The organism is Candidatus Nitrosotalea sp. FS (assembly GCF_011319475.1).
Taxonomy (GTDB): Archaea; Thermoproteota; Nitrososphaeria; order Nitrososphaerales; family Nitrosopumilaceae; genus Nitrosotalea.
Window position 1 is genome coordinate 1 of sequence record NZ_RCMC01000212.1, and the last position, 23,517, is coordinate 23,517.

A 23,517-nucleotide genomic window follows, 5' to 3' on the forward strand; every position below is an offset into this window, starting at 1 on the left:
TGTATCTCTATCTTTGGTTCTATTTTCTTGGCTTGAGGGCTTTCCAGTATTGTCTCTACGGATTTCTCTGCTTGTTTGGGTTGAACTATTGTGTTTAATGTAATCTTTGAAGAAATCTCATGTAATCTCTGGTCTAATTGTGATAGTCTATTATCCATTAGAGAAATCAAACTATCTCCAACTGGGCCGAAATCTGGATACTTGCTTATATTTTCGAGTTTCTCAATCTTGGTGATTACTGTTCCAAGTTGATGCTGATAACGAAGAAGTAGTTTATCTTTTTGAATTTTTGTAACATCTGACTCTTGTTGATGGAGTCTTGTAATAGTTTTTGATAGAATTTCTTTTTCCATTCTTAGTGAATGTAATTGATTTGTAATTGCAGAATTAATAGTTGGAGTTTGTTTTTTGCGTTTTATTTTTGGAACTTTATCTAATGCAACTGCGGTGCATGCGCCTGCGATAGAGCTAAAAACTAGCGCTATTTCTTCCATCTAGGTATACCATTTGATCCAGGTGTATTTTCTTATCTTGGCCTCAGGAAAACCACAGCTAGCACATCTTTTGTGTCGTATGTGATAAGCATTCTTTCCACATCTTCTACATCTGATGTGTACGTGTTTCCTTGTGTAGCCTCCCATTGAGGTGGTACCTTTTGTCATAATTCACTCACTTTGGTGGAGGAGATATGATAACTACGTTGTCTCCTCTGACAACTATGGTTCCAAGGCTTTTTGTCTCTCCTTCAGAAGGGATCTCTTCTGAAGATTCAAGTAGCAGGTTCATGTGTTGGTCAAAACCATGAAGGTTACCTCTTATCACTTTGCCGCCTTTCAGCTTGATAAGCACAACCTTGTTTAGGCTTTCATCAAGTACTTTTACTGCCATATCTACTGACATTTATTTCACTTATTACCCACTCTATGGAGGGTATATATTAAAATTTCATTGGTGAAACTTTCAACCTATTCCGGTAAGGCAAGTTTGACTCTCTTTTACCAAATTTGAGATTATTTCATTCAAAATCACTTTTCCGGCCTTTTGTGTAGCTTTAGTTGGATCTCCCCAGACACCATTTTTTGTTACTGAAATAAACGATTTGTTTGCTTTCTTGCTGAGTTTGTTCAATTTACTCTTTGACAAGTTATCAGAGATTAGTCCTTTTTGGGCTTTTTTCATCTGTACTTTGTTTGATATTGCTAACATGATTGAGGTTTCAACAAATCCCGCATGATCAAACTCTCTTTTCATAAAGTGCCAATATGAATAAACGAAGATGTGTTGTTTGATGCCTTTCTTGGAAACTTTGGCTGATAGTTTTTTTAATGCATTTAGGTTCCCATGATGACCATTGAGAATAACGACTGTATCTACATGGTTTTTTGATAATGAAATACACAAATCAACTAAAGTTTTTTCTAAAGTAGCATCTGATATACTCAGATTAAAAAATGGATGGTGTTCAAATGAGACTCCGTATTGAAGTGTAGGCAATAACAAAAATCCATTTTTGTCAGAGACCTGTTTTGCTATATGTGAAACTATGTCAGAATCTGTGGATATGGGAAGATGAGGACCATGTTGCTCAATTGATCCAACAGGAATAAGCGCTACTGATCCTTTCTTTGCCAGTTTGAGAATGTCTGTATTTACAAGGTCTCTTACTATCATTTAGATCTCTTGGGTTTGACATGTACCTTGCCCCAATATACCTCTAATCTCCCGTCAAGATGCATTTTGACAGCCTCTAATAATGTACTAGCTTCTAATTTCTGTCCTTTCTTTTTCAAAGATTCTAAAGTTTCATCTTCATCTATGGCAAAAGCATCTTGAAAAATTATGGGCCCTTGATCTAAATCTTCAGTTACATAATGTGCGGTACATCCTACAATTTTTGCACCTCGTTCATATGCTTGAACATAAGCAAAGGCACCCGGGAACGCAGGTAACAATGATGGATGTATGTTAATAATTCGGTTGGGGTATCTCCATACAAAATTTGGAGAAAGTATTCGCATGTATCTTGCAAGTACTATTAGGTCAACATCGAATTTCTTTATGACTGAAATTATATTTTCTTCTGCTTTTGACTGATCTTTTTCATCGATCAAAACAAATGGAATGTTTGCCCTTTTTGCTATGGGCATCAAAGTATTTTCTGTGCCTATTAATACCACAATCTCTCCTTTGATCTTATTCTTTGTTCTTGCATCTAGTATAGCGTCAAGACAGTGAGGTTCTTTTGTTACAAGTACTGCTACTCTCTTTCGTTTTGATACTTCATAGTGAAGGTTAACCTCCATCTTGAGATTCTTTGCCAGGCCTTCTGCCTCTTTACTGAATTTTTTTACATCAAGTTTTNTTCAAGACAGTGGGGTTCTTTTGTTACTAGAACTGCTACTCTCTTTCTTTTTGCTACTTCATAGTGAATATTGACTTCCATCTTGAGATTCTTTGCCAGGCCCTCTGCCTCTTNCCTTCTGCTTCTTTACTGAATTTTTTTACGTCGAGTTTTTTTGTAAAAGATGCTTCTAGGTACATTCCAAAAAGTCCCTTTACAACATTTTGATTAATCTTCTCTATGTTTCCATTATTTTGAAAAATGAAATTAGTGAAACCTGCTACTACACCTTCATGATCCTTTCCAACTACAACAAGTTCTACAATTGTCTTGTCCATTCTAACTGTTAGACATACTGCACTTATTAATACTTAAATAGCCTTTTGGAATATGACGTAATGTAAGAATGCTAGTCCAACTAGATATCATAATTCTGTAATGTGTTGTTGAATGGGAAGATAGGAGCTTTTCAAATTTTAACTTAAATGAGGAAGAATGATGGACAAACAAAAAACTACTCACAGGTCACATAATAGAGGAAATAGCTATGATCACAACAACCCTGTAAAAATTTGCAAGGTGTGTTCTACAATAGGAGATTGGCATTGCTACGAGTGTTCAAATAACTTTTGTAGCGTTCATTTTCGTAATCACAAAGAAATGCAGCTTTGTATAGTTCAATAGGTNAGGGTCCTAAGCCCTGCGCCTTTGACCAGGCTTGGCAACTCCCGCATGCACCATGACTTTTAAGACAAATTTATCTATTGTTGATGGTTAGTTATGGCAAAATTATTTGGAACTAATGGTATACGAGGGGTATTTGGGGAAGATCTTACCCTTGATTTTATCTCAAAAATTACTCTGTCGCTTGCAAGTTTTTTCAAAAAAGGCCCAATTTTAGTGGGCTATGATGGACGAGAATCAAGTGTAGCTATATCAAAAATAGTAACTGCAGCGCTTAGCTCAGCGGGTCTGGATTCTGCAATATGCGGTCTAGTTCCTACGCCGTGTTTACAATTTGCTACACGACAACTTGGTTATAATGGAGGAATCATGATAACCGCATCACACAATCCACCACAGTATAATGGACTGAAGGTTATAGCAAACGATGGAATTGAGATCTCAAGAGAATCTGAACTCCTAGTAGAACAGTTTTACTTTGCAAAAAAATGGAGGACTGCAAAGAAATTTGGTTCCATCACAAAGGAATCTGATGCTATCAATACGTATCTTTCTGGAATAAAGAAACGAGTCAATGTGGGTAAAATTAGATCACAGAAACTCAAGATAGTGTTAGATCTTGGTAATGGTGCTCAGGCAGTAACGGCTCCTACTTTATGTAAGGAACTTGGATGTGAGACAGTCTTAATAAATGAAAAAATTGATGGCAATTTTTCAGGCAGAGGATCAGAACCAACTCCTCAAAATTTAGATAAACTCTCAGACATGATAATAAAATCAAAGGCTGATCTTGGGATAGCATTTGATGGAGATGGAGATCGGAGTATTTTTTGTGATGAATTTGGAAAAATTCTTACAGGTGACAGATCTGCATTACTCTTATCTAAATATATTATAAAAAAACAACCACAATCCAAGATAGTTACATCTGTTAATTCTACATCTGTTATAGAAAAAATAGCAGCAGAATCACAATCTCACGTTTTACGAACTAGAGTTGGCAGTGTCGAAGTTTCGCGTAAGATGGTGGAGGAAAATGCAATTATTGGTTTTGAAGAAAATGGCGGTTTCATGTATGGTAAACATAATCAAGTCCGAGATGGTTCTATGACTATGGCCATATTGCTTGATCTTTTGGCAAGTAGCAAAAATTCTTTATCACAAGAAATGGATGCACTACCTCCATCTTTTACCACTAAAGGAAAAATAGAGTGTTCAAGAGATGATTTCAAAAAAATAGTTAAAATTCTAAAAACAGAACCTTACAAAAAAGATCTTACTGACGGAATTAAATTGTCATTAGATGACTCTAGTTGGATCATGGTACGATTGAGTGGGACTGAACCAATAGCTAGAATCTATGCTGAATCCTCTTCTCAATCTAAATTAGATGAAATTTTTGCAAAATACATGCAAAAGGTAAAGACAACACTTGACAGATAACACTTTTAAAACCAATAGAAAAGACAGAAGGAATGGAAATGATCCCAATGGGTGATACATGTGGCTAAGGCTTATTACGTAAAGTTTCAGGTGCCAACTGACTTGGTTAGCCCAATTTATGAGGCTGTAAGAGTCGCACATCAAAGTGGTAAAGTAAAGAAAGGTACCAACGAAGTTACTAAAGCAATCGAAAGAGGAATAAGTAAACTGGTGATTATTGCAGAAGATGTAGAGCCACCAGAGGTAGTTGCTCACCTTCCTATACTATGTGAGGAGCACGGAATTCCATATGGCTTTGTTCCAAGTAGACAGGATCTAGGCAAGTCTCTGGGAATTGATGTTACCTCTGCTGCTGCTGCGATACTAGATTCTGGAGATGCTCAACATATTGTAGACCAAATTGTGGCATCATTGTCGCAGATAAAAGGTGGTCAAGCTAGCAAATGAGTACTGAAGTTCCTACCTCTGCTGAAGTTATACAAATAGTTGGAAGAACCGGAATTGCTGGTGAAGTTATTCAAGTTAGAGTAAAGATACTAGATGGTAAAGACCGAGGAAGAATCCTCACAAGAAATGTAAAAGGTTCCGTCAGAATGTCTGACATTCTAATATTACGAGAAACAGAACGTGAAGCGAGAAAGATAAAGTGATAAAAATTGAGTGTTCTAGTCAAGCCTTGTAGTTTTTGCAATAGACCTGTAGCAAAAGGTTCAGGTACTATGCTTGTAAAAAATGACGGTTCAGTATTTTGGTTCTGTTCTTCAAAATGCAAAAAGAACATGCTAGTCCTAAAGCGTGATCCAAGAAGGCTCAAGTGGACTAATAAATATGTCAAAGGCGGAATAAAGGTCAAAAAGTAAAATGACTGAGCAGACATTATTTATCGTAAAGCCAGATGGCGTAGAAAGAAAACTAGTTGGAGATATTATCTCTAGATTTGAACACAAGGGATTTAATATTTTGAAATTGAAAATGTTTACTTTTACAAAACAAATGGCAGAAGAATTCTATTCTGCACATAATACAAAGCCATTTTTTGGCGAATTAGTTTCTTTTATCACATCAGGAAGTGTGGTTGCAGCTATTGTAGAAGGAAATAATGCAATTGCAACAACCAGACTCATGATAGGTTCAACCAAATCATTTGATGCTGCACCAGGAACAATACGTGGAGACTTTGGATTGGGCATTTCTGATAATATCATACATGCTTCTGATTCTAAGGAAAGTTTTGAAAAAGAAATAGCTGTGGTATTCAAGTGAAGGCAGTTGCAAATACGACAGCCCATAGTCGCAGTTCTGGGTCACGTAGACTCTGGTAAAACATCTCTACTAGACAAGATAAGAGGTACAGGTGTACAAGCAAGAGAAGCTGGAGGTATCACACAACACATTGGTGCAAGTTTTCTTCCTACTGAAACATTAAAGAAAGTTTGTGGACCTCTTTTTGCAAAAATGGGTGGAGAAAATCAAGAAATCCCAGGTTTACTTGTCATTGATACCCCAGGACATGAAATATTTACAAATCTAAGAGCAAGAGGTGGTTCTGCAGCAGATATTGCTATTCTTGTTGTAGATGTAAACCGAGGATTTCAACCACAAACTAATGAAAGTCTAAAAATTCTACAGAATAGAAAAGTTCCATTTGTAATAGCATTGAATAAAGTAGACATGATTTCTGGCTGGAAAAAAAATCCTCCTACAAAGTTTATTTCACAATCTGTCAAGGAACAAGATCCGTTTGTACAAACTGCTCTTGATGAATTACTGTATAATGTGGTAGGAACATTGTCGGTTCTAGGATACAACTCGGAGGCGTTTTACCGAGTAAAAGATTTCTTAAAAGAAGTAGCAATAGTACCAGTCAGTGCCAGAAGTGGGGAAGGAATGCCAGAATTACTTGCGGTCTTGGTTGGACTAACACAACAATACATGCAAAAAAAACTAGACCAGACTGAGAAACAAACCCGAGGCATAGTTCTTGAGGTCAAAGAAGAGATTGGACTTGGAATGACTGCAAACATTATCTTAATTGATGGAACTTTGAAAAAAAGTGATACTATTCTAGTTGCCAAGAGGGATTCTGTAATAGTTACAAAACCCAAAGCTATACTTCTTCCAAAACCTCTTGATGAGATGCGTGATCCTAGGGATAAATTTCGACCTGTAAATGAGGTAGTTGCAGCGGCTGGAATCAAAATTGCATCACCAGATCTAGAGGGCGTACTTCCTGGAAGTCCTGTATATGCAACCACTGATGAATCAAAGATTGAGGAATTTAAGAAATTAATAGAATCAGAAATGAAGTCGGTTTTTATAAAAACTGATACAAAAGGAGTGATCCTAAAATGTGATACAATTGGTTCTCTAGAAGCTCTAACTGACATGTTGAAAAAACAGAACATATCCGTATCCACTGCAGATATCGGACCTGTTACACGACGGGATGTAATGGAAGCACTAGCAATAAAAGAACATGATAGACATTTGGGCGTGATAATAGCATTTAATGTAAAAATTTTGCAAGATGCTCAAGAGGAGGCAGAAGCTAACCACATCAAGATCTTCCATGATCAAGTAATCTACAGCTTGATTGATAACTATGTCAATTGGGTTCAAGACGATACTGCAAATGAAGAAAATGCAATTTTTCAGGAACTCACACCTATATGCAAATTTACATTTCTCAAAGGTTTTGTATTCCGAAAGAATAATCCTGCAGTTTTTGGAGTTCTAGTAGATGCAGGCGTATTGAAGCAAAAAGTATCTGTCATGAATTCAGATGGTAGGAAAATTGGAGTCGTCCATCAAATACAAGAGAATGGTAAGAGTGTTGATGTTGCAAAAAAAGGTAAAGAGGTAGCTGTCTCAATTCAAAATGTAACAATAGGTAGGCAAATATCTGAAGAAGATGTTCTTTATTCTTTCCCACCATCTCCGGAAGCAAAATTGTTGCTCAAAACATTTTCACATAAACTAAGTCCTGAGGAATTCCAAACTCTTCGTGAAATAATAGAAATTCAGAGAAAAGTTAATCCGCTTTATGCTTACTAGGCATATTTTTGTGCAAGCATGTTTAATCCAGGTTCTCCTACTGCTCCCATTGCCTTGTCAACAGGCTCACCATTATTGAATACGATAAATGTTGGAATTGAATAAACTCCATACCTCTGCGATATGCCTGGAGCATTATCGACATTAACACGTGCAAATCTGATGGTTTTGTATTTTTTTGAAATTTTCTCAAAAATCGGAGACATGAACTGACATGGACCACACCAAGTAGCCCAAAAATCTACAATCACTGGAGTATCGCCAACTATAGCTTTGTCGAAATTAGAATCTGTAAGATCGGGAATTTCTGGTTCTTTATACGACTTCATCTCTTCTAACTTCTTTTTCATAATTTTTTCTAATTCTTCGTCTACCAAACCTGATTTGCTGTAGATAAAAGCTATTTAATAATTTAATCTAGAGATCGAGGATAAATCGCATCAAAACAGGTTTCTCATCTCTGATCTCCATCAAGTGATACGTGGGTGACTTGATCTCCATCTTGAAATGATGCTTTTCAAAATTGATCTCCTCTCCAATGATTTTTGCTACCAGATGATACTTGTCATTTTTTGTTACTTTGACATTGAATGTTTTTCCCACAAATCCATCTGTTACTGTAAGAATAATTATCTCTTCAAGCCAGCTATAGAGTAAACCCTTCAGGTCGTCTTCATGAATCTCAATTTTTCGCTCTTCTTTATTCTCAACTGACTTGATATCAATAATTGTATCCACTACTGATATGCCTGCATTTTCAAAGGCCTTTTCCATCGTATCTCCAGTGACCTCAATGAACGCATCTGTCATGTGATCTAGATACCGATAAGCCATGAATTGAGGTCTCTAGTGCACTATTTATTCTAACAATGATTTTTCTAATCAGAAAGTCTAAATGCATTAGAAAAAGAATGAGTCTTGAAATTGGAACTTCCACGCGGTATGCGAGATATAGAATCAAAGGAATCCTATACAATTGAATACGTGCGTCAAAAATTCATTGAAACATCAAATCTGTTTGGTTTTCAATACATGGAACCATCTCCAATTGAATTGTTATCTGTAATCGAAACCAAAAGTGGACCGTCAATAAAAAATGAAATCTATTACTTTACCGACAAAGGAAACAGAGAAGTTGCATTACGTTTTGACTTTACAATTGGTCTTACACGTTTTGCTACCTCGCAAAAATCTATGCGACTACCTGCCAAAATTTCTACATTTGGCGGTGTATGGCGTTATGATGAGCCTCAAAAAGGCAGGTATAGATTTTTTCATCAGTGGGACATTGAGATCTATGGAGAACCAAGCATAGAATCTGATGCTGAAATAATTGATTTTACATCTAAATTCTTGACTAGATTAGGACTTGAAAATATTGTAATTGATATCTGTGACAGAGAACTCGTTGAATCCTATGTGCGAAGTATCTTCAAATCTGAGTCACCTGATGTAATTGGAGATATTCTACGAGCCGTTGATAAGATTCAAAAAAAGAGAAAACAGGATATCATTAAAGAATATCAGGAAAAGGGTTACTCTGTACCAGAATTAGAACAAATTCTAAAATTCTCTGAGATCAAAGGACTTCCTGAGGAAATCGAAAAAGAAATTGATACGAGTCAAATAAAAAACTGGAACAAAATTCTACAATTGTTTGATACGTTGAAAAATCGTGGCGTGCATAATGTCAGGATAAATTTTGGTATAGTAAGAGGTCTTGATTACTACTCTGGAATTGTCTTTGAAGTGTTTGAAAGAAACTTTGATGTNAGGAGTAGAAAGAATTGCTCTGTTATTAGAAAAACAGAATGTAGGTACAGATATGTTAGAATCCAGAACATCTGTGGTTTTTGTTAACGATGATATGCAAAAAATCGCAATTGGTCTCGCTTCTAAACTGAGGCTACTGGGCATTCCTACGGATGTAGAGTTATCTGGAAAATCATTGAAAAAACAGATGGAAATTGCTTCNAGGAGTAGAAAGAATTGCACTGTTATTAGAAAAACAGAATGTAGGAACAGATCTGCTAGAATCCAGAATATCTGTGGTTTTTGTTAACGATGATATGCAAAAAATCGCAATTGGTCTAGCTTCTAAACTAAGGCTACTGGGTATTCCCACTGATGTAGAGCTATCTGGAAAATCATTGAAAAAACAGATGGAAATTGCTTCTACTTCAAAGCGTGTCATAATAGTTGCTCCAAAGGAATATGCTGATGATTGTGTAATCGTCAGAAATATGGAAGACGGTTCTGAAAAACAGGTAAAGATTGATGTTCTGTTAAATGATGTAAAATCTAATCTTCAACTCTGAATGCCTTTGTCAGCATTACAAGCTCTGGACCGTTTGTGAGTCCTCCTACTACTGTAGCGTTGTTATTTACAAGCATGCCTGAACAAAGATAGGGAGATCCACCGTTAATAGTTGCAGGCTCTAATTCTACGCCCAATACATGTGATATCGTTTTAATGTCTTCTTCTTCTGTTGATGGATGAATTACTCCGCCCTTAGAATTTGCTACCGTCATTGCACCCGTTTGATGATACCCTGCAACTCTTTTTCTTATCACCTCTACTCTTAACACATCCTCAACTTTTTTGACATATTCTGTTGGAATAAGTGGTGACATGACTGCTCCCTTGTCATTTGCACAAATCAGATTCCCTAATGCAGTGTGTTTTGTATCAAGTATGTCAACATTTAGCCCAGTTGATTTTTTTAAATGTGATATCTCTTCTTCGTGACAATTATGTGGAAGCAAAAGTCCTCTGTTATTTACTACCATCATTGGTCCAAGCAATCTTGTATTTGCTACTGATGTGAATACATAATCAGTTTTTAAAAACTCTGCCAAGTTTTTTGCTTTTGTAGACGCAAATCCATTTGGTATGAAAACAAATTTGTCATTACACTTGGCATAGATACCGACGTTAGGATTGCGATATACATCATATTTGAAAATTCCCAATAAACTAGGGCGATTTGTGAAAGATATGAATTTATCTTGTATACACTTTAAATAACTAACAATAATCTCGGATATTGTGCCTATAGACCAAAATTTTCCTGCAAATCATAATGTGATTGAAAAATTCAAAGATCCTCTGAGTGAAAATTATCATCTGGTATGGGGTCCTGGACGCCTTGCTGAAGCGTCAACAGATCCAAAAGTAAAAGCTGATTCTCAGGCTGCAGGTGAAGAGATCAAACCAATCGGAGTGCACGGCACATTTGTAGCTGTAGACTGGGATTNTATTGCTGATGGAATTTGCTTACTAAGCTGTCCAGTCAAAGTTTTTGAATGGTACAAAAATCCTGGTGAAACGGGTAGAAATGATAGAAAAGATTACACTGACAAAGCAAATCCTGTAAAAGAAGCAGACTGCATTTGGTGCATGGCCTGTGTTGAAGTCTGTCCTACAAAAGCAATCAAGGTTGATCAGTTAAATCAAGACATACACGAAAAAGAGATTGCAAAATTTACTTAATTTTGTCTAGGTTTAAATAACATACCCTGCGACAAAAAACTATGCCGATACCAGAAGATTTTCCAAAAGGTATGAAACCAATTGGAAAAATAAATCACGCCGATGGTGAGCATTTTCACTTTAGATGGGGCCCTGGTAGATTAGCAGAAGCCTCAAAAGATGAAAATTGCATCGAGTCCTTCAAGGCTCGAGGAGAAAAAATCGAACCAGTAGGTGTAAGTGGTACAATGGTAGCTGTAGATTGGGATTCATGTGTTGCAGATGGCGCATGCATTGAAGCATGTCCTGTCCAAGTCTTCCAATGGTACAGAACAGAACAAGATATTCCTGCAATGAAGACAGTAGATGNACGGTGCATGCATTGAAGCATGTCCAGTCCAAGTTTTCCAATGGTATAGAACAGAACAAGATATTCCTGCAATGAAGACAGTAGATGCAACATTTGCTGGAACTGGTGAATCTGAAAAAGAACACAGAAAGGACTACACTGACAAGGCTGATCCTATTAGAGAACATGACTGCATTTGGTGCATGGCATGTGTTTCAGTTTGTCCTCCACAAGCCATCAAGGTAGACCAATCTAACTTAGAACACCATGAGAAAGCAGCTGGAACCTTTACAAAAATGGAAACCGGTTCTGCCAATCCACACGCACACCACTAGAATTTTTCGTCCCTTTTCTTTTTCTTATTTGATAATCCCTACGGATGTCTACAAAACACATGATCTTAAACAAATTTTAACCAGTCCTTACAAAAAAAACTCGCAGAGGTCGCCTAGCCCGGCATGGCGTGGGCCTTGAGAGCCTATGTGCGCAAGCACCCGGGGGTTCAAATCCCTCTCTCTGCGCTATTATTTTTCTATATTTCCAAGTTCTGCCAATAATGCAGACAACTGGATCTCTGGGTTAGCTCCTATGATTAACCTGTAATCATATTTTGCTATGATTTCTAACATCTCTGACAAATGTGTGGTCTTGATTCTATAACACTCTTCATTTAGATATTTCAAAAAATCAGACTCTGACATTCCATATACTTTGATAAGTTCAATCATTTTGTTCCTAGCTTCTGAAATTTTTCCTCCAAGTGCAAGTTTTAAAACAATGCTTACATCACTTGTTTTAGAAAGTCCTGCAGAGGCTGTTACATTATCTTCGTTAATCATTCCAATGCTTGCTGCGGCCTGCAACATGTTTATGGAATGACGCATATCACCTTCTGAATTCTGATACAAAGTTTTCAAACCCTCTTGATTATATTTTACCTTCTCTTTCTTACAAATTTCTTCCAAGTGGTTGATTACGTCTTCTTCTGATATTCGTGTAAATTTGAAAACAGCACATCTGCTCTGGAGTGGATCTATAATTTTTGATATGTTATTTGCGATCATTATGAATCTACAATGCTTTGCAGTGTCTTCGATGATTCTTCTTAAAGCAGTCTGGGCGTCTGAGGTCATCTCATCAGCTTCGTCTAAAATTATGAGCTTGAAAGGAATACTAGTGTCTAAACCTGAAAATCTTGCAAATTTCTTTACTCTTTCTCTTACCATGTTGATACCACGTTCATCAGAAGCATTCAATTCCAAGGTATGTTCGTGCCATGATTCTCCCAAAATCTCTCTTGCAAGACACAATGCAGTTGTAGTCTTGCCAACTCCTGCAGAACCCGAGAATAACAGATGGGGCATCTCTGATGTGTTCTTCAAAAGAGATCGAAGACTACCCACTATCTCTTTTTGATTTATGATGGATGAGATCTTGGTCGGGCGATATTTTTCGACCCACATCGAAGATTCAGTCATAGGGACATACGTCTTTCACTTACTAATAAAATTAAGTCTAAGAAACTGTGTTTGTAAATTATTAATGTAGATCTGAAGCAAAGTTGGGTATTACTATATGACCAATCGTTATTATGATTGAAAAAGACTCTCATTGCTATGATGGTTACTCCTCACATGTTAAATGAGAAAGCAAGTATGTCAGTTATGAACAGGAACAAATTTGTACAGATAGAATCTAGATCAAATGATCGAACTAAATGGTTAATAGAATTGATCGATCGATCCCTTTAGCGGCTCAAAGGAGGATCGATTAAATTGCACATTTCAGAGCTCATACAGGTACATAGTATAGGATACCGCTTACAGGATGTTAAAGTCAATTTTGGTCATGATCTCAAAATAGAAGCACCATTGACGTCAATTGAAGCTAAACAAGGAGAAATATTGAGTATCTCTAGATGGATAGCTGAAGTACTGTCCTCAGAAAAATTAGTTGAAGTACAAGATACTGATATGATTGTAGCCTTGAAACAGGCAGTCATGAAAGAAAATGTACAAGGTGACTTTGATCTCTCTACATTAGATCTTGATTTCTATATCAAAGTGAATTCATTCACACGAAGACTTCCACAAGAAGACCGTGATAAAATAGAAAGCATGTTGAATTCTCTTATTCGTAAACGACAAGGAAAAATAATCAGACTGGCAGATTCCTCCAAAATGACTGCTGATTTGGCAAAAAAGTTAACAATTGAAGAAAGAACATTGTTTGATTATATCCATAACAATAGTGCCGAATTTAAACAACAAATAATGGGTGATAAAAAATGACCGCACAGTCTGAATCGATTTCAAAGAGTAAACTTCAAGATCAAGTGAAAGATTTTCTTAGTCAGTTCAAAGACAAGTCTGACGCTTACAAATATGTTGACGAAATAGATCAAATGATGGCAAAGAAAACACAATACATTGTAGTTGACTATAATGATCTAGTTTCATATCCGGAAATTGAGTCTGTATTTACTACTGATCCTGACGAGATACTTCGAGCCTTTGGCGGAGCAATAAAAGACATTCTCAAAGAAAGATTTCCACAATATGCAGAAAAAATTCGTCATGATATTAGAGTAAGAATTTCTAACTATCCATCACATCGAAGCTTGCGTGAAGTAAATGCAGAGGTAATTGGAAAAGTGATAAGTGTATCTGGAATGGTAGTTAGATCTTCTGAAATCAAACCCCTTGCAAAAGAACTAGTCTACTTTTGTCCTGATAACCACAAGACTGTGAGAGTTCAAGAAAAAGGTCTAGAGTTTAAAGAGCCATTAAAATGTGATAATGGAAAATGTACTCATAGAGATCTTGAGATAAGTCCAGAACAAAGTAAGTTCATTGATTTTCAAATGGTGAGGCTCCAAGAATTACCAGAAGATTTGCCTCCAGGTCAACTACCTCACTATCTTGATGTCACAGTTTTACAAGACTTGGTTGATAACGCAAGACCGGGAGATCGTATCATACTGACAGGAATTGTAAGAATTGAACAAGAACACATTCCTTCAATGAGAGGAAAAAGCGGTATCTACAGATTGCGAGTTCAAGGTAATAACATAGAATTTCATCGTGGACGTGGAAATAAAACTTCTAGAAGTACCGAACGAGAAGAGATCTCACCTGATGAAGAGAGAATAATCAAATCACTTGTTAAAAATAATGATATCTATGACAGGTTAGTAGCCTCGTTTGCACCACATGTGAGCGGACATGATATAATTAAAGAAGCCATCTTATTGTTAATTGTAGGATCTACTCAAAAAATCCTTGCAGACGGTGCTAAAATTCGTGGAGATATCAACGTATTTTTGGTGGGTGATCCTGGTACTGCAAAAAGTGAAATGTTGAAATTCTGTGCAAGAATTGCTCCAAGAGGACTTTATACCTCTGGAAGAGGTTCAACCGCAGCAGGATTAACAGCTGCAGTTGTTAGGGATAAAATTGGTATAATGATGCTTGAAGCAGGTGCCGTAGTACTGGGAGATCAAGGTCTTGTCTGTATAGATGAGTTTGATAAAATGAAACCAGAAGACAGAAGTGCATTACATGAAACGATGGAACAACAATCTGTAAGCATTGCAAAAGGTGGAATTGTAGCAACATTGAATGCCAGAACTTCAATCTTGGCTGCGGCAAACCCGATGTTTGGCAAATATGATCCTTTTAAGAATATCACCGAGAACGTTAATCTCCCAGTTCCACTCTTAACACGTTTTGATCTCATCTTTGTTGTCAGAGATATTCCATCAAAAGAAAGAGACACAAGAATTGCAAGACACATATTGAATTTACACAGAGTGTCAGGAACTGACACCAAGTCCCTAATTGATGTTGACATTCTCACAAAATATCTATCGTATGCAAAGAGATTTGATCCAAACCTCACTCCAGAAGCAGAAGATTTAATCCTAAATTACTACATGACCATGAGAAATGTGGAATCTGAAGGAATGATCACAGTAACACCTAGACAATTAGAAGGACTTGTGAGATTGGCAACAGCAAGAGCCAGATTGTTGATGAAAACACAAGTTGATGGAGAGGATGCAGAACGAGCTATATTCCTTATGCAAAGCATGTTACAAGATGCAGGAGTTGATGTTAATACTGGAAAAGTTGATCTGGGAGTTCTCCAAGGTCGTCCTCATAGTGAGGTCTCAAAAATGCAACTATTCATGGATGTAATGAAATCACTTGAAGGTGATGAAAAGAGACCAGTTGAAGAAAAAGCATTTGTTAAAGAACTAATCAAGACTGATAAATTCACAGAAGATGAAGCAAGAAAATACCTTAAAAAATTGCAAAGAGAGTCAGCTATTTATGAATCAAAACCTGGTCATTATAACCGGGTATGAAAATAGAGCAGTTAGATATTCCTCCTTCTACAATTGAATTTCTGCAAAAAAATGGATATGTGAATCTATATCCACCGCAGGAAAAGACAGTAAAAGCTGGATTGCTTGAAGGCAAGAGTATACTGGTCTCTGCGCCTACTGCAAGCGGCAAGACATTGATTGCAATTCTTGCAATAATAAGACACCTATCTGAAAAGAGAGGCAAAATAGTTTATCTCAGTCCTCTAAAGGCCTTGGCATCAGAAAAGTTCAATGAATTTAAAAAACTTGGTTCTGTTGATATTGGCAAGAATCTAAAAATCCAAATATCTACAGGTGATTTTGATGCATCTGAAAAAAATCTAGGTCAAAATGACATACTTGTACTAACTAATGAAAAAATGGATTCTATAATAAGACAGGGTGCTGAATGGATAGATCAAATAAGTCTTGTAATTGCTGATGAAGTTCATCTGTTGGGAGATGATGACAGGGGACCAACCCTTGAAATCGTACTCACAAAGCTAAAACTTTTGCCAAAAAAACCACAAATACTGGCTCTTAGTGCTACTGTCACTAATGCTGATGAAATTGCTGATTGGTTAGAGTGCAAACTAGTTCATAGTGAATGGAGACCAGTTCCATTGTCCGAAGGAGTCTATGATCAAGGTGTAGTAACTATGCAAGACAACAAAAAATTTGAAATCCAGACAAGCATCAGAGGACCGCCAGTTGACTTGGGGCTAGACTCACTAAATAATGGGGGTCAAGCGATTTTATTTGCAGAAACTAGAACTCGTTCTGTATCACTTGCTACAAAGACATCAGAAGCTGTATCAAAGACATTAAACAACGAAGAAAAAGAAACGCTAGAAAAAATTTCCCAAAAAATTTTAGATGATAATGAACATACTGAACTTGTTAAAACTCTGGCCAGTCTAATTAAAAATGGTGTGGCATTTCATCATGCTGGTCTTAATTCTAATTGTAGGGATTTGATTGAATCTGAATTTAGAAACAAAAGAATAAAGATCTTGGCATCTACTCCTACCTTAGCTGCAGGAGTGAATCTTCCAGCGAGAAGAGTAGTTATTGCTAGTTTGGCTAGGTACGACGCAAAGTATGGTACTAACAAACCGATTAGCATATTGGAGTACAAACAACTGTGTGGTCGTGCAGGCAGACCGCAATATGACAAGTACGGCGAAGCAATAATTGTAGGCAACTCAAATGGAGATGAAATCTTTGACTATTACATTAACGGAACTCCAGAACCAATCTCTTCCAAACTTACGGGAGACAAGGCATTAAGAATACATCTTCTCAGTTTTATATCTACAAATCCTGGCATTAAGAGAGAAAATATTGTGGAATTTTTTTCAAAAACACTTTCAGGTTCTCAAGAAAGAAAAACCACAATAAAGTTCCACATTCAGATATCTCTGAGATATCTAGAATCAGAAGATCTTGTAAAGCAAAAAGGAGATAGATACATAGCTACAGAATTTGGCAAAAAAACCTCTACTTTGTATATTGATCCTCTGACAGCAGTATTGTTTAGAAAGTCTTTGGAAAGAATTTCAACAAAAGGACATGCTCTTGGCTTGTTACATCTGATTACAATTTCCGAAGATTTTTTCCCCAAGTTTTCATTAAGAAATAAAGATTACGAGTTTGTAGGCACTTTGATTGAAAATTATGCTGATCAATTAATAGAACCTATATCCGAATACGATTGTAACCGAAGTCTTCTTGCAATACATGCTTGGATAAATGAATCAAGCGAGATATTTCTGTCTGATAATTTTGGTATAGAATCTGGTGATATGCATAGGATGGCAGAGACTGCAGACTGGCTCATTCATGCTCTTTATGAAATCGCAAAACTAGAAAAAAAAGATGAGATCCTGACCGAGATTGATTCATTGAGGTCCAGAGTAGTATATGGCATAAAAGGTGAACTCGTTGATTTGGTACAAATAAAAGGAATTGGAAGAGTTAGGGCCAGAATACTATTCAAGAATGGCATAAAAACAACAGAGGATCTGACCAAAATATCTGTTGAAAAGCTAGCCAAAATGGATAAGATAGGACCACTTGTTGCAGAAAACATAAAGACACATCTTAAAAAGATAAGATGATGCTGGATAGAACTATCATCGCAATACTGATCTCAGCAGTGGCATTTGTTACTGTTTATGCAATTACTCCTAGTCTGATCAAAGTATTGACAAAAAAAAATATGATTGTAAAAGACTATAACAAAGAGGTTGCAATAATGGTTGCACGTCCTGGAGGGCCTTCTATTCTTGCAGGAATTCTGGCTTCTGAACTTACACTATATGCCTTTTTTCCTTCTACCGCCATACTGGCAATTATAGTAACAACCTCCCTAGCCTTTCTTGTTGGTTTGGCTGACGATAGAAAGGTACTTGGAGGATGGTTCAAACCATTAGCGCTTGCAGTTTCTGCACTGCCTATTATTTTGCTTGGAACATATGATCCACATCTTGCATTTCCGTTATTTGGCTCAGTCAAGATCCCAGAACTCTATTTGGCACTGATAATTTTCATCATTCCGGTAATGGGAAATACAATAAATTCTATCGATGTACTAAATGGTGTTGCAAGTGGATTTATGACCATTGCAAGTTTTGCTCTTACCATTTGTCTTGTCATTGTACACAATTATGATGTTGCATTGGCAAGTTTACCTCTTGGGTTTGTATCTCTAGCATTTTACAAATACCATAAAGTTCCAAGTAAGATATTTCCAGGAGACTCTGGTGCACTAACTCTTGGCGCAATGTATGGTACATTGTCTATTGTCGGTCATGTTGAAATCGTTGCCGCAATCGCATTACTTCCTGCAGTGATAAACTCTTTTCTCTTTCTTTCTAGCGTAAAAAGAATAATTGAACATAGGCAGATAAAAGCAAACCCCGTTGTACATACTGAAGACTTCAAGCTAATGGCAAGCATTGATAAATCAGCTCCTGTTACTCTTGTACGATTGATCCTCGCAAATGGGCCTCTTACAGAGAAACAAGTGGGATTTGTAATATTCAAACTTGCTTTATTTTCTGCAGCGCTTGCAATAATAACATCTTTTATGATGGGAGTTAAGCTATGAGAGGAATTCCGATTTTTTTCTACATATTTGTCATGTGGTTGTTGATTATTGCAGGAGGCGCATTGATTGTACCAATAATTGCGCATATCTCAATACATGGCTTTGGCAAGTTGGATAATCTAATAGACTCTGCAGTAAAAGCTGGTATCGCAATTATGCTTGTAGTAATTTGGATCTTGATAATGTCAAAAATAAAGAACTGGATATTTCACAAGCAAATTAGTCACTAACTGTCTTCCCACTTTTTCTTTTTCTTGTCGTATTCTTCTCTTGAATACTTGACCTTGGCTGGAACTCCTACTACTACACAATTGGGCGGAACATCTTTTGTTACTACTGCTCCCATTGCTACTACGCTGTTTTTTCCTATCTTGACTCCTGCCTTTATGACTGCTCTTGAGCCAATTACTGCCCCATCTTCTATGGTAACTCCTATCATCTTTTTGCTAGCAGGATATGGATCATTAGTTAGAGATGCAGCAGGGCCAATGAAGACATTTTTTCCAATTCTTGAAAGTGGTGGTATGTAAACAAGTCCCTCTATCATAGTATTCTCTCCTATCTTGACATTGTAATCAACATGTGCAAGCGAGCCTATCTTGACATTATCTCCAATTTCAGTATCGTTTCCCACATATGCAAAATGCCATACCTTTACATTTTTTCCAAGTTTTGCTTTTTCAGAAATGAAATTGGTTACCATCTAGTATCACAGGTGCCATGGAACGCCTTTTGTAACAATTTTATCTGGAAGAGTACCTTTGTGTTTAGTCAAGAATTCGATATCTTGGTTCTTGTCTCTTAATTCATCAGGCAACATTATGGGGATCTCCTCTATTATTGGATAGTATCTAGAACACTTTGAACAAAATATCGTACCTTCAGAAACAACTTCGTCTTTTGAGGACAATTCCACTAACTCAAGTGGAAAGTGTTTGTCTATTGGGCAAGCAAGGATTTCCATTAATTTTTTGTTCATTTTAAACCCAGATAAATTGGAGTTCCTTTCTGGCTAGATAAAAGTGCCGCTTCTGCAATCTTGGTTGTATTCACTGCGTCTTCTGCTTTTACTCTTATGCTCTCTTTTCCTTCTATTGCAGCTATGAAATTTTTTATCTCTAAAAGTAAAGGCTCTTCGGTTTCCTTTCTAGGTATTTCTGCTCCTGAACTAGTTTCAATTTTTACCTCTTGTGTAATAAAATCTGAAGAAATTATGGCATCTCCACACACTGCATTGAATTTTCTTACTCGAATTGGGGTAATCCAGTTTGATGATATGATTGCAACCCTGTTATCTTTGAAACCAAGCATTATTGTTGCAAAATCCTCATGCTCATGTCTTATTTTTCCAGACCTTGCAAACACCACTTCTGGTACGTCATCAAATAACCACATGGCAGTATCAATATCATGTACTGAAGTATCATAGATAATTCCTACATCTTTTATGTGATTTGGCATTCTATTCTCTCTGTGGAATTCTAGCATGATCAATTCGCCATACTTTTTTGTTTTTACGTATTCTTTGACAAGTGAACAGCTGGATTGAATCGTTCAATGTATCCACTTGTGAGAATTGCTTTATTTTTCTTGGCTAATTTGAACAAGTCTTCACCTTCTCTAGAAAGATAAGTCATTGGCTTTTCCACAAAAACATTTTTCTTTTGTTCTAGGAGCTTTCTTGCTAGATCAAAATGAGTGGAAGTAGGTGTACATACAAATGCCGCATCAAATTTTTCTGAATCCATAAGAGTGTCTAGAGATGAATAATGGTTCACTGAATATTTTTCACCAAACTCTTTTGCTCTGGAAGCATTCATGTCACATATGGCTGAGAGAACTCCAAGTTGAGAAAGAATTCTAGCGTGGTTTTTTCCAAAGCCACCTGTGCCTATCTGAACTATCTTCATCCTAATACACCGGTGTTATCCACTCTGAGTATTTCTTGTTTTTACCCATGGTTATATCTGAATAGACTTTTCTAATGTTTTCTGTAATTTTTCCAACTTTACCATCTCCAACTTTTTTACCATCTATTGAGATGACCGGACTTATTTCTGCTGCAGTACCAGTCAAAAATACTTCGTCAGCAAAATAAATCTCGGTTCTGGGAATTTCGCGTTCTACTATCTGGTATCCAAGATCTTCTGCTATCTTGACTACGGAATCTTTTGTTATTCCCTCCAATGCTGATGAACTGGGTGGGGGTGTTAGCAACTTTCCATTTCTTATGATGAATATGTTTTCTCCAGGTGCCTCACTTATGTTTCCTAGATGATCTAATAATATGGCTTCATCGTAACCATTTCTCTTTGATTCTTGTGTTGCTAGTATGGAATTGAGATAGTTTCCACCCATTTTTGCAAGTGGCGGTGTGGAAATGTCATGGATTCGTCTCCATGAAGATATGCCTACTTTGATTCCATTTCTGTTAAACAGTTCTCCAAAAGGAAACATAACTATGGCTGTATGCGTTGGAGTGTTATCGGTTACATGAAGATTAATTCCATGTTTGCCTACAAAGTAAAATGGTCTTATGTAACATGATTCTTTCACATTATTTTTTTTACAAATCTGAATTATTGCATTAGCAATTTCTTTGTCTGTAAATCTAAGAGCAATTGAATACACCTTTCCTGAATTCCTAAATCTCTTGATATGATCTTGTAATCTAAAAATATTCAAGTTTTTGGAATTCCAATATCCTCTCAGTCCTTCAAAAACTGAAGTTCCATAATGTATGGCATGAGTCATGACTGGGACTTTGGCATCTTCATCTCTTACCAGTTTTCCATCGAACCAGACAAATTTTGGAACAAAAGGTTTCATATTGAAAAACCGAATCTGTCTATAATTAATCTATTTCTACCAGAATCCTGTACTGGGAAACTTCATTCCTAGTATTCTATATGTAAGATCCTCTGCATTTGCAAATTTCTTTACAACTTCCCAATTATCATGTATTATTCGTACTACCTCGGGTTCAACATAATCTTCCCAATCCGTATCTTTTCCCATTGCTGAATCAAACATTTTTTGTTTTACAGAAGATGCCGAGGTTTCTTTTCTCTTACCTACTCGGGGGTTGAGTCCGTATAGGTTGAGCACAAAACCTTCAGCTTTGTCTCCAGTATATGTGAAATAATCTGTTGCTGTTCCATCCAGAATCTGTTTTTTTATTTTCCAAGAATAAGGCGATAACATTGGAGGCATGTATTTTGCAAATGGTGCATAAAATGTATAATTTGGAACAACTGTGACACTGCTGTCAAATACCGCTTGGAGCATTTTTTTCCTCAATTCATAACTAAAAGGGAAACTTCTACTATTGATCTCCTTACCATTTTTCATGAATATTACTGGTAGGACTCTTACTTGATTTTCGTTTTTTAATTCATTGATGATCTCTACGTGGGCTTTGGTAACCGGATTTAGATGCGCTAGATAGATTGCTGTTGCCAATCGCCTTTCTGTATTTTCGTGTCATATTTCAATCATTTATTTGGAATTGTTAGGATGCCTGCAAGAATAGGGACGATGGGACTTGAACCCACGACATCCAGCGCCCGAGGCTGGCAGTCTACCAAGCTAACCTACGTCCCTGTAAGACTCGCTATGGTAATAGAATATTATTCTTTCAAAGAATCTTTCTAGCCGTATGACTCGTATTTTATTTCAAAGCTCTTGTCTGCTCTCTTACTTCTTTCTGTGACAAAGCCTTTTGGTGTCAATACATCTAAACAACCATCTATGGTTCCTTGCCAGCCACATATGAAAAATACTGTGTTATCTTTTGTGACTTTCTCGCCAACCATCTTTTCAAGTGGAGACATTTCCCCATCTTTTGACTGTAAGAAACTTTCTACTCTGCCTTTGTGACCGTTCCAAGTCCTGTTAAACCATTCATCTGGTCTACTAATGGTTGATCTATATCTGAAGTTCCACTTGTCTTTTCCTCTGTCAAGACTTTCTTCTTCTAGTTTGGTTAATTCATCTCTGTAACCTAATTCATCAACATAGCTTGCGCCATGATATACTACAATCTCTCTTTTACTTCCTATTGCATGTAGATGTCTTGCATAACTGAGAAATGGAGCAAGACCTGTACCACCCCCAAGACAAACTATTCTTCTATTGTCTGGTTCACCGTCTGGTTTCTTCTCTTCTATGGTGAAAGGACCTGTTGGTTTTAGCCAAATTATCTCATCTCCTTCTTTTGCACTAAATAATACTGTAGTAAGACGTCCTGGAAGTGGTTTTCTTACCCATCTTATGTATAATTCAATATAATTTCTGTTCTCTGGATTTGATGCAATTGAGTATGCTCTTCGAATAATCTTGTTTTCTGCTGCTACATGTGCTCCAAGTGTAAGAAATTGTCCAGCCTTGTATTGCGGTACTTCTCCACCTTCTTTTGGTTTGAATCTGAAAACTGCTAAGTCTTCCTTCTGAATTTGTATGTATGAAATTATTGCTTTGCTGTCTACGACCACGCGAGGATTTTTGATTTAGATAGTTAAATATCTTATGTTGCTATTTTGTGTCCTAAATTTTTGATTTACACTAAACGTTAATAACCTCTCAAAAAAAGTTAATGCAAATCAGATGTAATATTCTGGTTGAATATGGGCCGGTCGTCTAGCCTAGTAGGATACGCCCTTGGCATGGGTGAGATCGTGGGTTCAAATCCCAC

The 23,517-nt window shown here is 36.7% G+C and carries 27 protein-coding genes, 2 tRNA genes and 5 pseudogenes; 17 read left to right on the forward strand and 17 right to left on the reverse strand.

Annotated elements, in window-relative coordinates; all coding sequences use genetic code 11:
- The 6 genes and pseudogenes from DYY66_RS07890 to DYY66_RS14675 form a co-directional block, all read right to left on the reverse strand.
- Window positions 1-494: pseudogene (locus DYY66_RS07890) on the reverse strand (hypothetical protein); the annotation flags it as partial.
- Window positions 495-662 carry a 50S ribosomal protein L37e gene (locus tag DYY66_RS07895; protein WP_148694592.1) on the reverse strand — a complete coding sequence of 56 codons (168 nt, stop codon included), beginning with the start codon at window positions 660-662 and terminating at the stop codon, window positions 495-497. It abuts the pseudogene before it with no gap.
- A 7-nt stretch (window positions 663-669) separates the two neighbouring features.
- Window positions 670-900: an LSm family protein gene (locus DYY66_RS07900; protein ID WP_101009335.1), complete on the reverse strand. Its 231-nt coding sequence runs from the start codon at window positions 898-900 to the stop codon at window positions 670-672.
- Between the two features lie 60 nt (window positions 901-960).
- Window positions 961-1,671: a creatininase family protein gene (locus DYY66_RS07905; RefSeq protein ID WP_166287869.1), complete on the reverse strand. Its 711-nt coding sequence runs from the start codon at window positions 1,669-1,671 to the stop codon at window positions 961-963.
- The coding region (purN, locus tag DYY66_RS07910; protein ID WP_166287944.1) for a phosphoribosylglycinamide formyltransferase at window positions 1,668-2,361 on the reverse strand (694 nt) is incomplete at its 5' end. The genes purN and DYY66_RS07905, both read right to left, overlap by 4 nt.
- Before the next feature lie 115 nt (window positions 2,362-2,476).
- A pseudogene (locus tag DYY66_RS14675) lies at window positions 2,477-2,679 on the reverse strand (formyltetrahydrofolate deformylase); the annotation flags it as partial.
- A 442-nt stretch (window positions 2,680-3,121) separates the two neighbouring features.
- On the opposite strand from DYY66_RS14675, the gene glmM reads away from it, so the two are divergent.
- Genes glmM through infB form a run of 6 tightly spaced genes read left to right on the forward strand, consistent with a single transcriptional unit; the run spans window position 3,122 to window position 7,522 of the window.
- Entirely contained in the window at window positions 3,122-4,468 is a 1,347-nt protein-coding gene (glmM, locus tag DYY66_RS07920; RefSeq protein WP_166287875.1) for a phosphoglucosamine mutase, read from the forward strand.
- A gap of 60 nt (window positions 4,469-4,528) precedes the next feature.
- Complete coding sequence (gene rpl7ae / locus DYY66_RS07925; protein WP_157928517.1) at window positions 4,529-4,915, forward strand: 50S ribosomal protein L7Ae; 387 nt, start codon at window positions 4,529-4,531, stop codon at window positions 4,913-4,915.
- Window positions 4,912-5,118 (forward strand): 30S ribosomal protein S28e, encoded by a 207-nt coding sequence (locus DYY66_RS07930; protein WP_101477902.1) that lies wholly within the window; start codon window positions 4,912-4,914, stop codon window positions 5,116-5,118. Before rpl7ae ends, DYY66_RS07930 begins: the two co-directional genes overlap by 4 nt.
- 6 nt (window positions 5,119-5,124) lie before the next feature.
- The gene (locus DYY66_RS07935; protein WP_148694572.1) at window positions 5,125-5,328 is read left to right on the forward strand and encodes a 50S ribosomal protein L24e; all 204 of its coding nucleotides are present in this window, start codon (window positions 5,125-5,127) and stop codon (window positions 5,326-5,328) included.
- A 1-nt stretch (window position 5,329) separates the two neighbouring features.
- Window positions 5,330-5,731 carry a nucleoside-diphosphate kinase gene (gene ndk / locus DYY66_RS07940; protein WP_166287878.1) on the forward strand — a complete coding sequence of 134 codons (402 nt, stop codon included), beginning with the start codon at window positions 5,330-5,332 and terminating at the stop codon, window positions 5,729-5,731.
- A gap of 6 nt (window positions 5,732-5,737) precedes the next feature.
- Complete coding sequence (infB, locus tag DYY66_RS07945; RefSeq protein ID WP_166287881.1) at window positions 5,738-7,522, forward strand: translation initiation factor IF-2; 1,785 nt, start codon at window positions 5,738-5,740, stop codon at window positions 7,520-7,522.
- Here infB and trxA read toward each other — a convergent pair.
- Entirely contained in the window at window positions 7,519-7,899 is a 381-nt protein-coding gene (gene trxA / locus DYY66_RS07950) for a thioredoxin (RefSeq protein WP_255496391.1), read from the reverse strand. The two genes, infB and trxA, sit on opposite strands and share 4 nt — an antisense overlap.
- A 40-nt stretch (window positions 7,900-7,939) precedes the next feature.
- Window positions 7,940-8,356 carry an archease gene (locus DYY66_RS07955; protein WP_166287884.1) on the reverse strand — a complete coding sequence of 139 codons (417 nt, stop codon included), beginning with the start codon at window positions 8,354-8,356 and terminating at the stop codon, window positions 7,940-7,942.
- A 108-nt stretch (window positions 8,357-8,464) separates the two neighbouring features.
- Between DYY66_RS07955 and DYY66_RS07960 the strand changes: the two genes are divergently transcribed.
- Window positions 8,465-9,294, forward strand: an 830-nt coding sequence (locus tag DYY66_RS07960; protein ID WP_255496396.1) for an ATP phosphoribosyltransferase regulatory subunit, incomplete at its 3' end; no start/stop codon positions are given.
- 297 nt (window positions 9,295-9,591) lie between these two features.
- Window positions 9,592-9,840, forward strand: coding sequence for a His/Gly/Thr/Pro-type tRNA ligase C-terminal domain-containing protein (locus DYY66_RS16345; protein WP_166287887.1), 249 nt, complete (start codon window positions 9,592-9,594; stop codon window positions 9,838-9,840).
- On the opposite strand, the gene DYY66_RS07970 is transcribed toward DYY66_RS16345, so the two are convergent.
- Window positions 9,824-10,495: a translation initiation factor IF-6 gene (locus DYY66_RS07970; protein ID WP_166287890.1), complete on the reverse strand. Its 672-nt coding sequence runs from the start codon at window positions 10,493-10,495 to the stop codon at window positions 9,824-9,826. The genes DYY66_RS16345 and DYY66_RS07970 overlap by 17 nt on opposite strands.
- A gap of 285 nt (window positions 10,496-10,780) precedes the next feature.
- Here DYY66_RS07970 and DYY66_RS14680 point away from each other — a divergent pair.
- The 4 genes and pseudogenes from DYY66_RS14680 to DYY66_RS07990 all read left to right on the forward strand — a co-directional run.
- A pseudogene (locus tag DYY66_RS14680) lies at window positions 10,781-11,015 on the forward strand (ferredoxin family protein); the annotation flags it as partial.
- 41 nt (window positions 11,016-11,056) lie between these two features.
- Window positions 11,057-11,363: ferredoxin family protein (locus tag DYY66_RS07980; RefSeq protein WP_166287950.1), on the forward strand; the 307-nt coding region annotated here is incomplete at its 3' end.
- A gap of 1 nt (window position 11,364) precedes the next feature.
- A pseudogene (locus DYY66_RS07985) lies at window positions 11,365-11,678 on the forward strand (ferredoxin family protein); the annotation flags it as partial.
- A gap of 102 nt (window positions 11,679-11,780) precedes the next feature.
- Window positions 11,781-11,864 (forward strand) — tRNA-Ser (locus tag DYY66_RS07990).
- Between the two features lie 3 nt (window positions 11,865-11,867).
- Here DYY66_RS07990 and DYY66_RS07995 read toward each other — a convergent pair.
- Window positions 11,868-12,821, reverse strand: a complete 954-nt coding sequence (locus tag DYY66_RS07995) for a replication factor C small subunit (protein WP_166287896.1) — start codon at window positions 12,819-12,821, stop codon at window positions 11,868-11,870.
- A 426-nt stretch (window positions 12,822-13,247) separates the two neighbouring features.
- On the opposite strand from DYY66_RS07995, the gene DYY66_RS08000 reads away from it, so the two are divergent.
- The 5 genes from DYY66_RS08000 to DYY66_RS08020 are packed head-to-tail and all read left to right on the forward strand — an operon-like array spanning window position 13,248 to window position 19,054.
- Window positions 13,248-13,634 carry a DNA replication complex GINS family protein gene (locus DYY66_RS08000; RefSeq protein ID WP_255496393.1) on the forward strand — a complete coding sequence of 129 codons (387 nt, stop codon included), beginning with the start codon at window positions 13,248-13,250 and terminating at the stop codon, window positions 13,632-13,634.
- Window positions 13,631-15,712: a minichromosome maintenance protein MCM gene (locus tag DYY66_RS08005; protein WP_166287899.1), complete on the forward strand. Its 2,082-nt coding sequence runs from the start codon at window positions 13,631-13,633 to the stop codon at window positions 15,710-15,712. The genes DYY66_RS08000 and DYY66_RS08005 overlap by 4 nt, the downstream gene beginning before the upstream one ends.
- Entirely contained in the window at window positions 15,709-17,832 is a 2,124-nt protein-coding gene (locus DYY66_RS08010) for a DEAD/DEAH box helicase (RefSeq protein WP_166287902.1), read from the forward strand. The genes DYY66_RS08005 and DYY66_RS08010 overlap by 4 nt, the downstream gene beginning before the upstream one ends.
- Window positions 17,832-18,824, forward strand: coding sequence for a glycosyltransferase 4 family protein (locus DYY66_RS08015; RefSeq protein WP_166287905.1), 993 nt, complete (start codon window positions 17,832-17,834; stop codon window positions 18,822-18,824). Before DYY66_RS08010 ends, DYY66_RS08015 begins: the two co-directional genes overlap by 1 nt.
- Window positions 18,821-19,054, forward strand: a complete 234-nt coding sequence (locus DYY66_RS08020; RefSeq protein WP_166287908.1) for a hypothetical protein — start codon at window positions 18,821-18,823, stop codon at window positions 19,052-19,054. Before DYY66_RS08015 ends, DYY66_RS08020 begins: the two co-directional genes overlap by 4 nt.
- On the opposite strand, the gene DYY66_RS08025 is transcribed toward DYY66_RS08020, so the two are convergent.
- The 7 genes and pseudogenes from DYY66_RS08025 to DYY66_RS08055 form a co-directional block, all read right to left on the reverse strand.
- Window positions 19,051-19,527 carry an acyltransferase gene (locus DYY66_RS08025; protein WP_166287911.1) on the reverse strand — a complete coding sequence of 159 codons (477 nt, stop codon included), beginning with the start codon at window positions 19,525-19,527 and terminating at the stop codon, window positions 19,051-19,053. The two genes, DYY66_RS08020 and DYY66_RS08025, sit on opposite strands and share 4 nt — an antisense overlap.
- A gap of 6 nt (window positions 19,528-19,533) precedes the next feature.
- A complete protein-coding gene (locus DYY66_RS08030; protein ID WP_166287914.1) occupies window positions 19,534-19,803 on the reverse strand; it encodes a Trm112 family protein in 270 nt (89 codons plus the stop codon).
- A pseudogene (locus DYY66_RS15290) lies at window positions 19,800-20,734 on the reverse strand (Gfo/Idh/MocA family protein). The gene DYY66_RS08030 and the pseudogene DYY66_RS15290 overlap by 4 nt, the downstream one beginning before the upstream one ends.
- Before the next feature lies 1 nt (window position 20,735).
- A complete protein-coding gene (locus DYY66_RS08040) occupies window positions 20,736-21,653 on the reverse strand; it encodes a branched-chain amino acid transaminase (protein WP_166287917.1) in 918 nt (305 codons plus the stop codon).
- A 36-nt stretch (window positions 21,654-21,689) separates the two neighbouring features.
- The gene (locus tag DYY66_RS08045; RefSeq protein WP_309223991.1) at window positions 21,690-22,112 is read right to left on the reverse strand and encodes a hypothetical protein; all 423 of its coding nucleotides are present in this window, start codon (window positions 22,110-22,112) and stop codon (window positions 21,690-21,692) included.
- Window positions 22,113-22,353: 241 nt separating this feature from the next.
- A tRNA-Pro gene (locus tag DYY66_RS08050) sits at window positions 22,354-22,427 on the reverse strand.
- A gap of 47 nt (window positions 22,428-22,474) precedes the next feature.
- Window positions 22,475-23,317, reverse strand: a complete 843-nt coding sequence (locus DYY66_RS08055) for an FAD-binding oxidoreductase (protein ID WP_166287923.1) — start codon at window positions 23,315-23,317, stop codon at window positions 22,475-22,477.
- Between the last annotated feature and the right edge of the window lie 200 nt (window positions 23,318-23,517).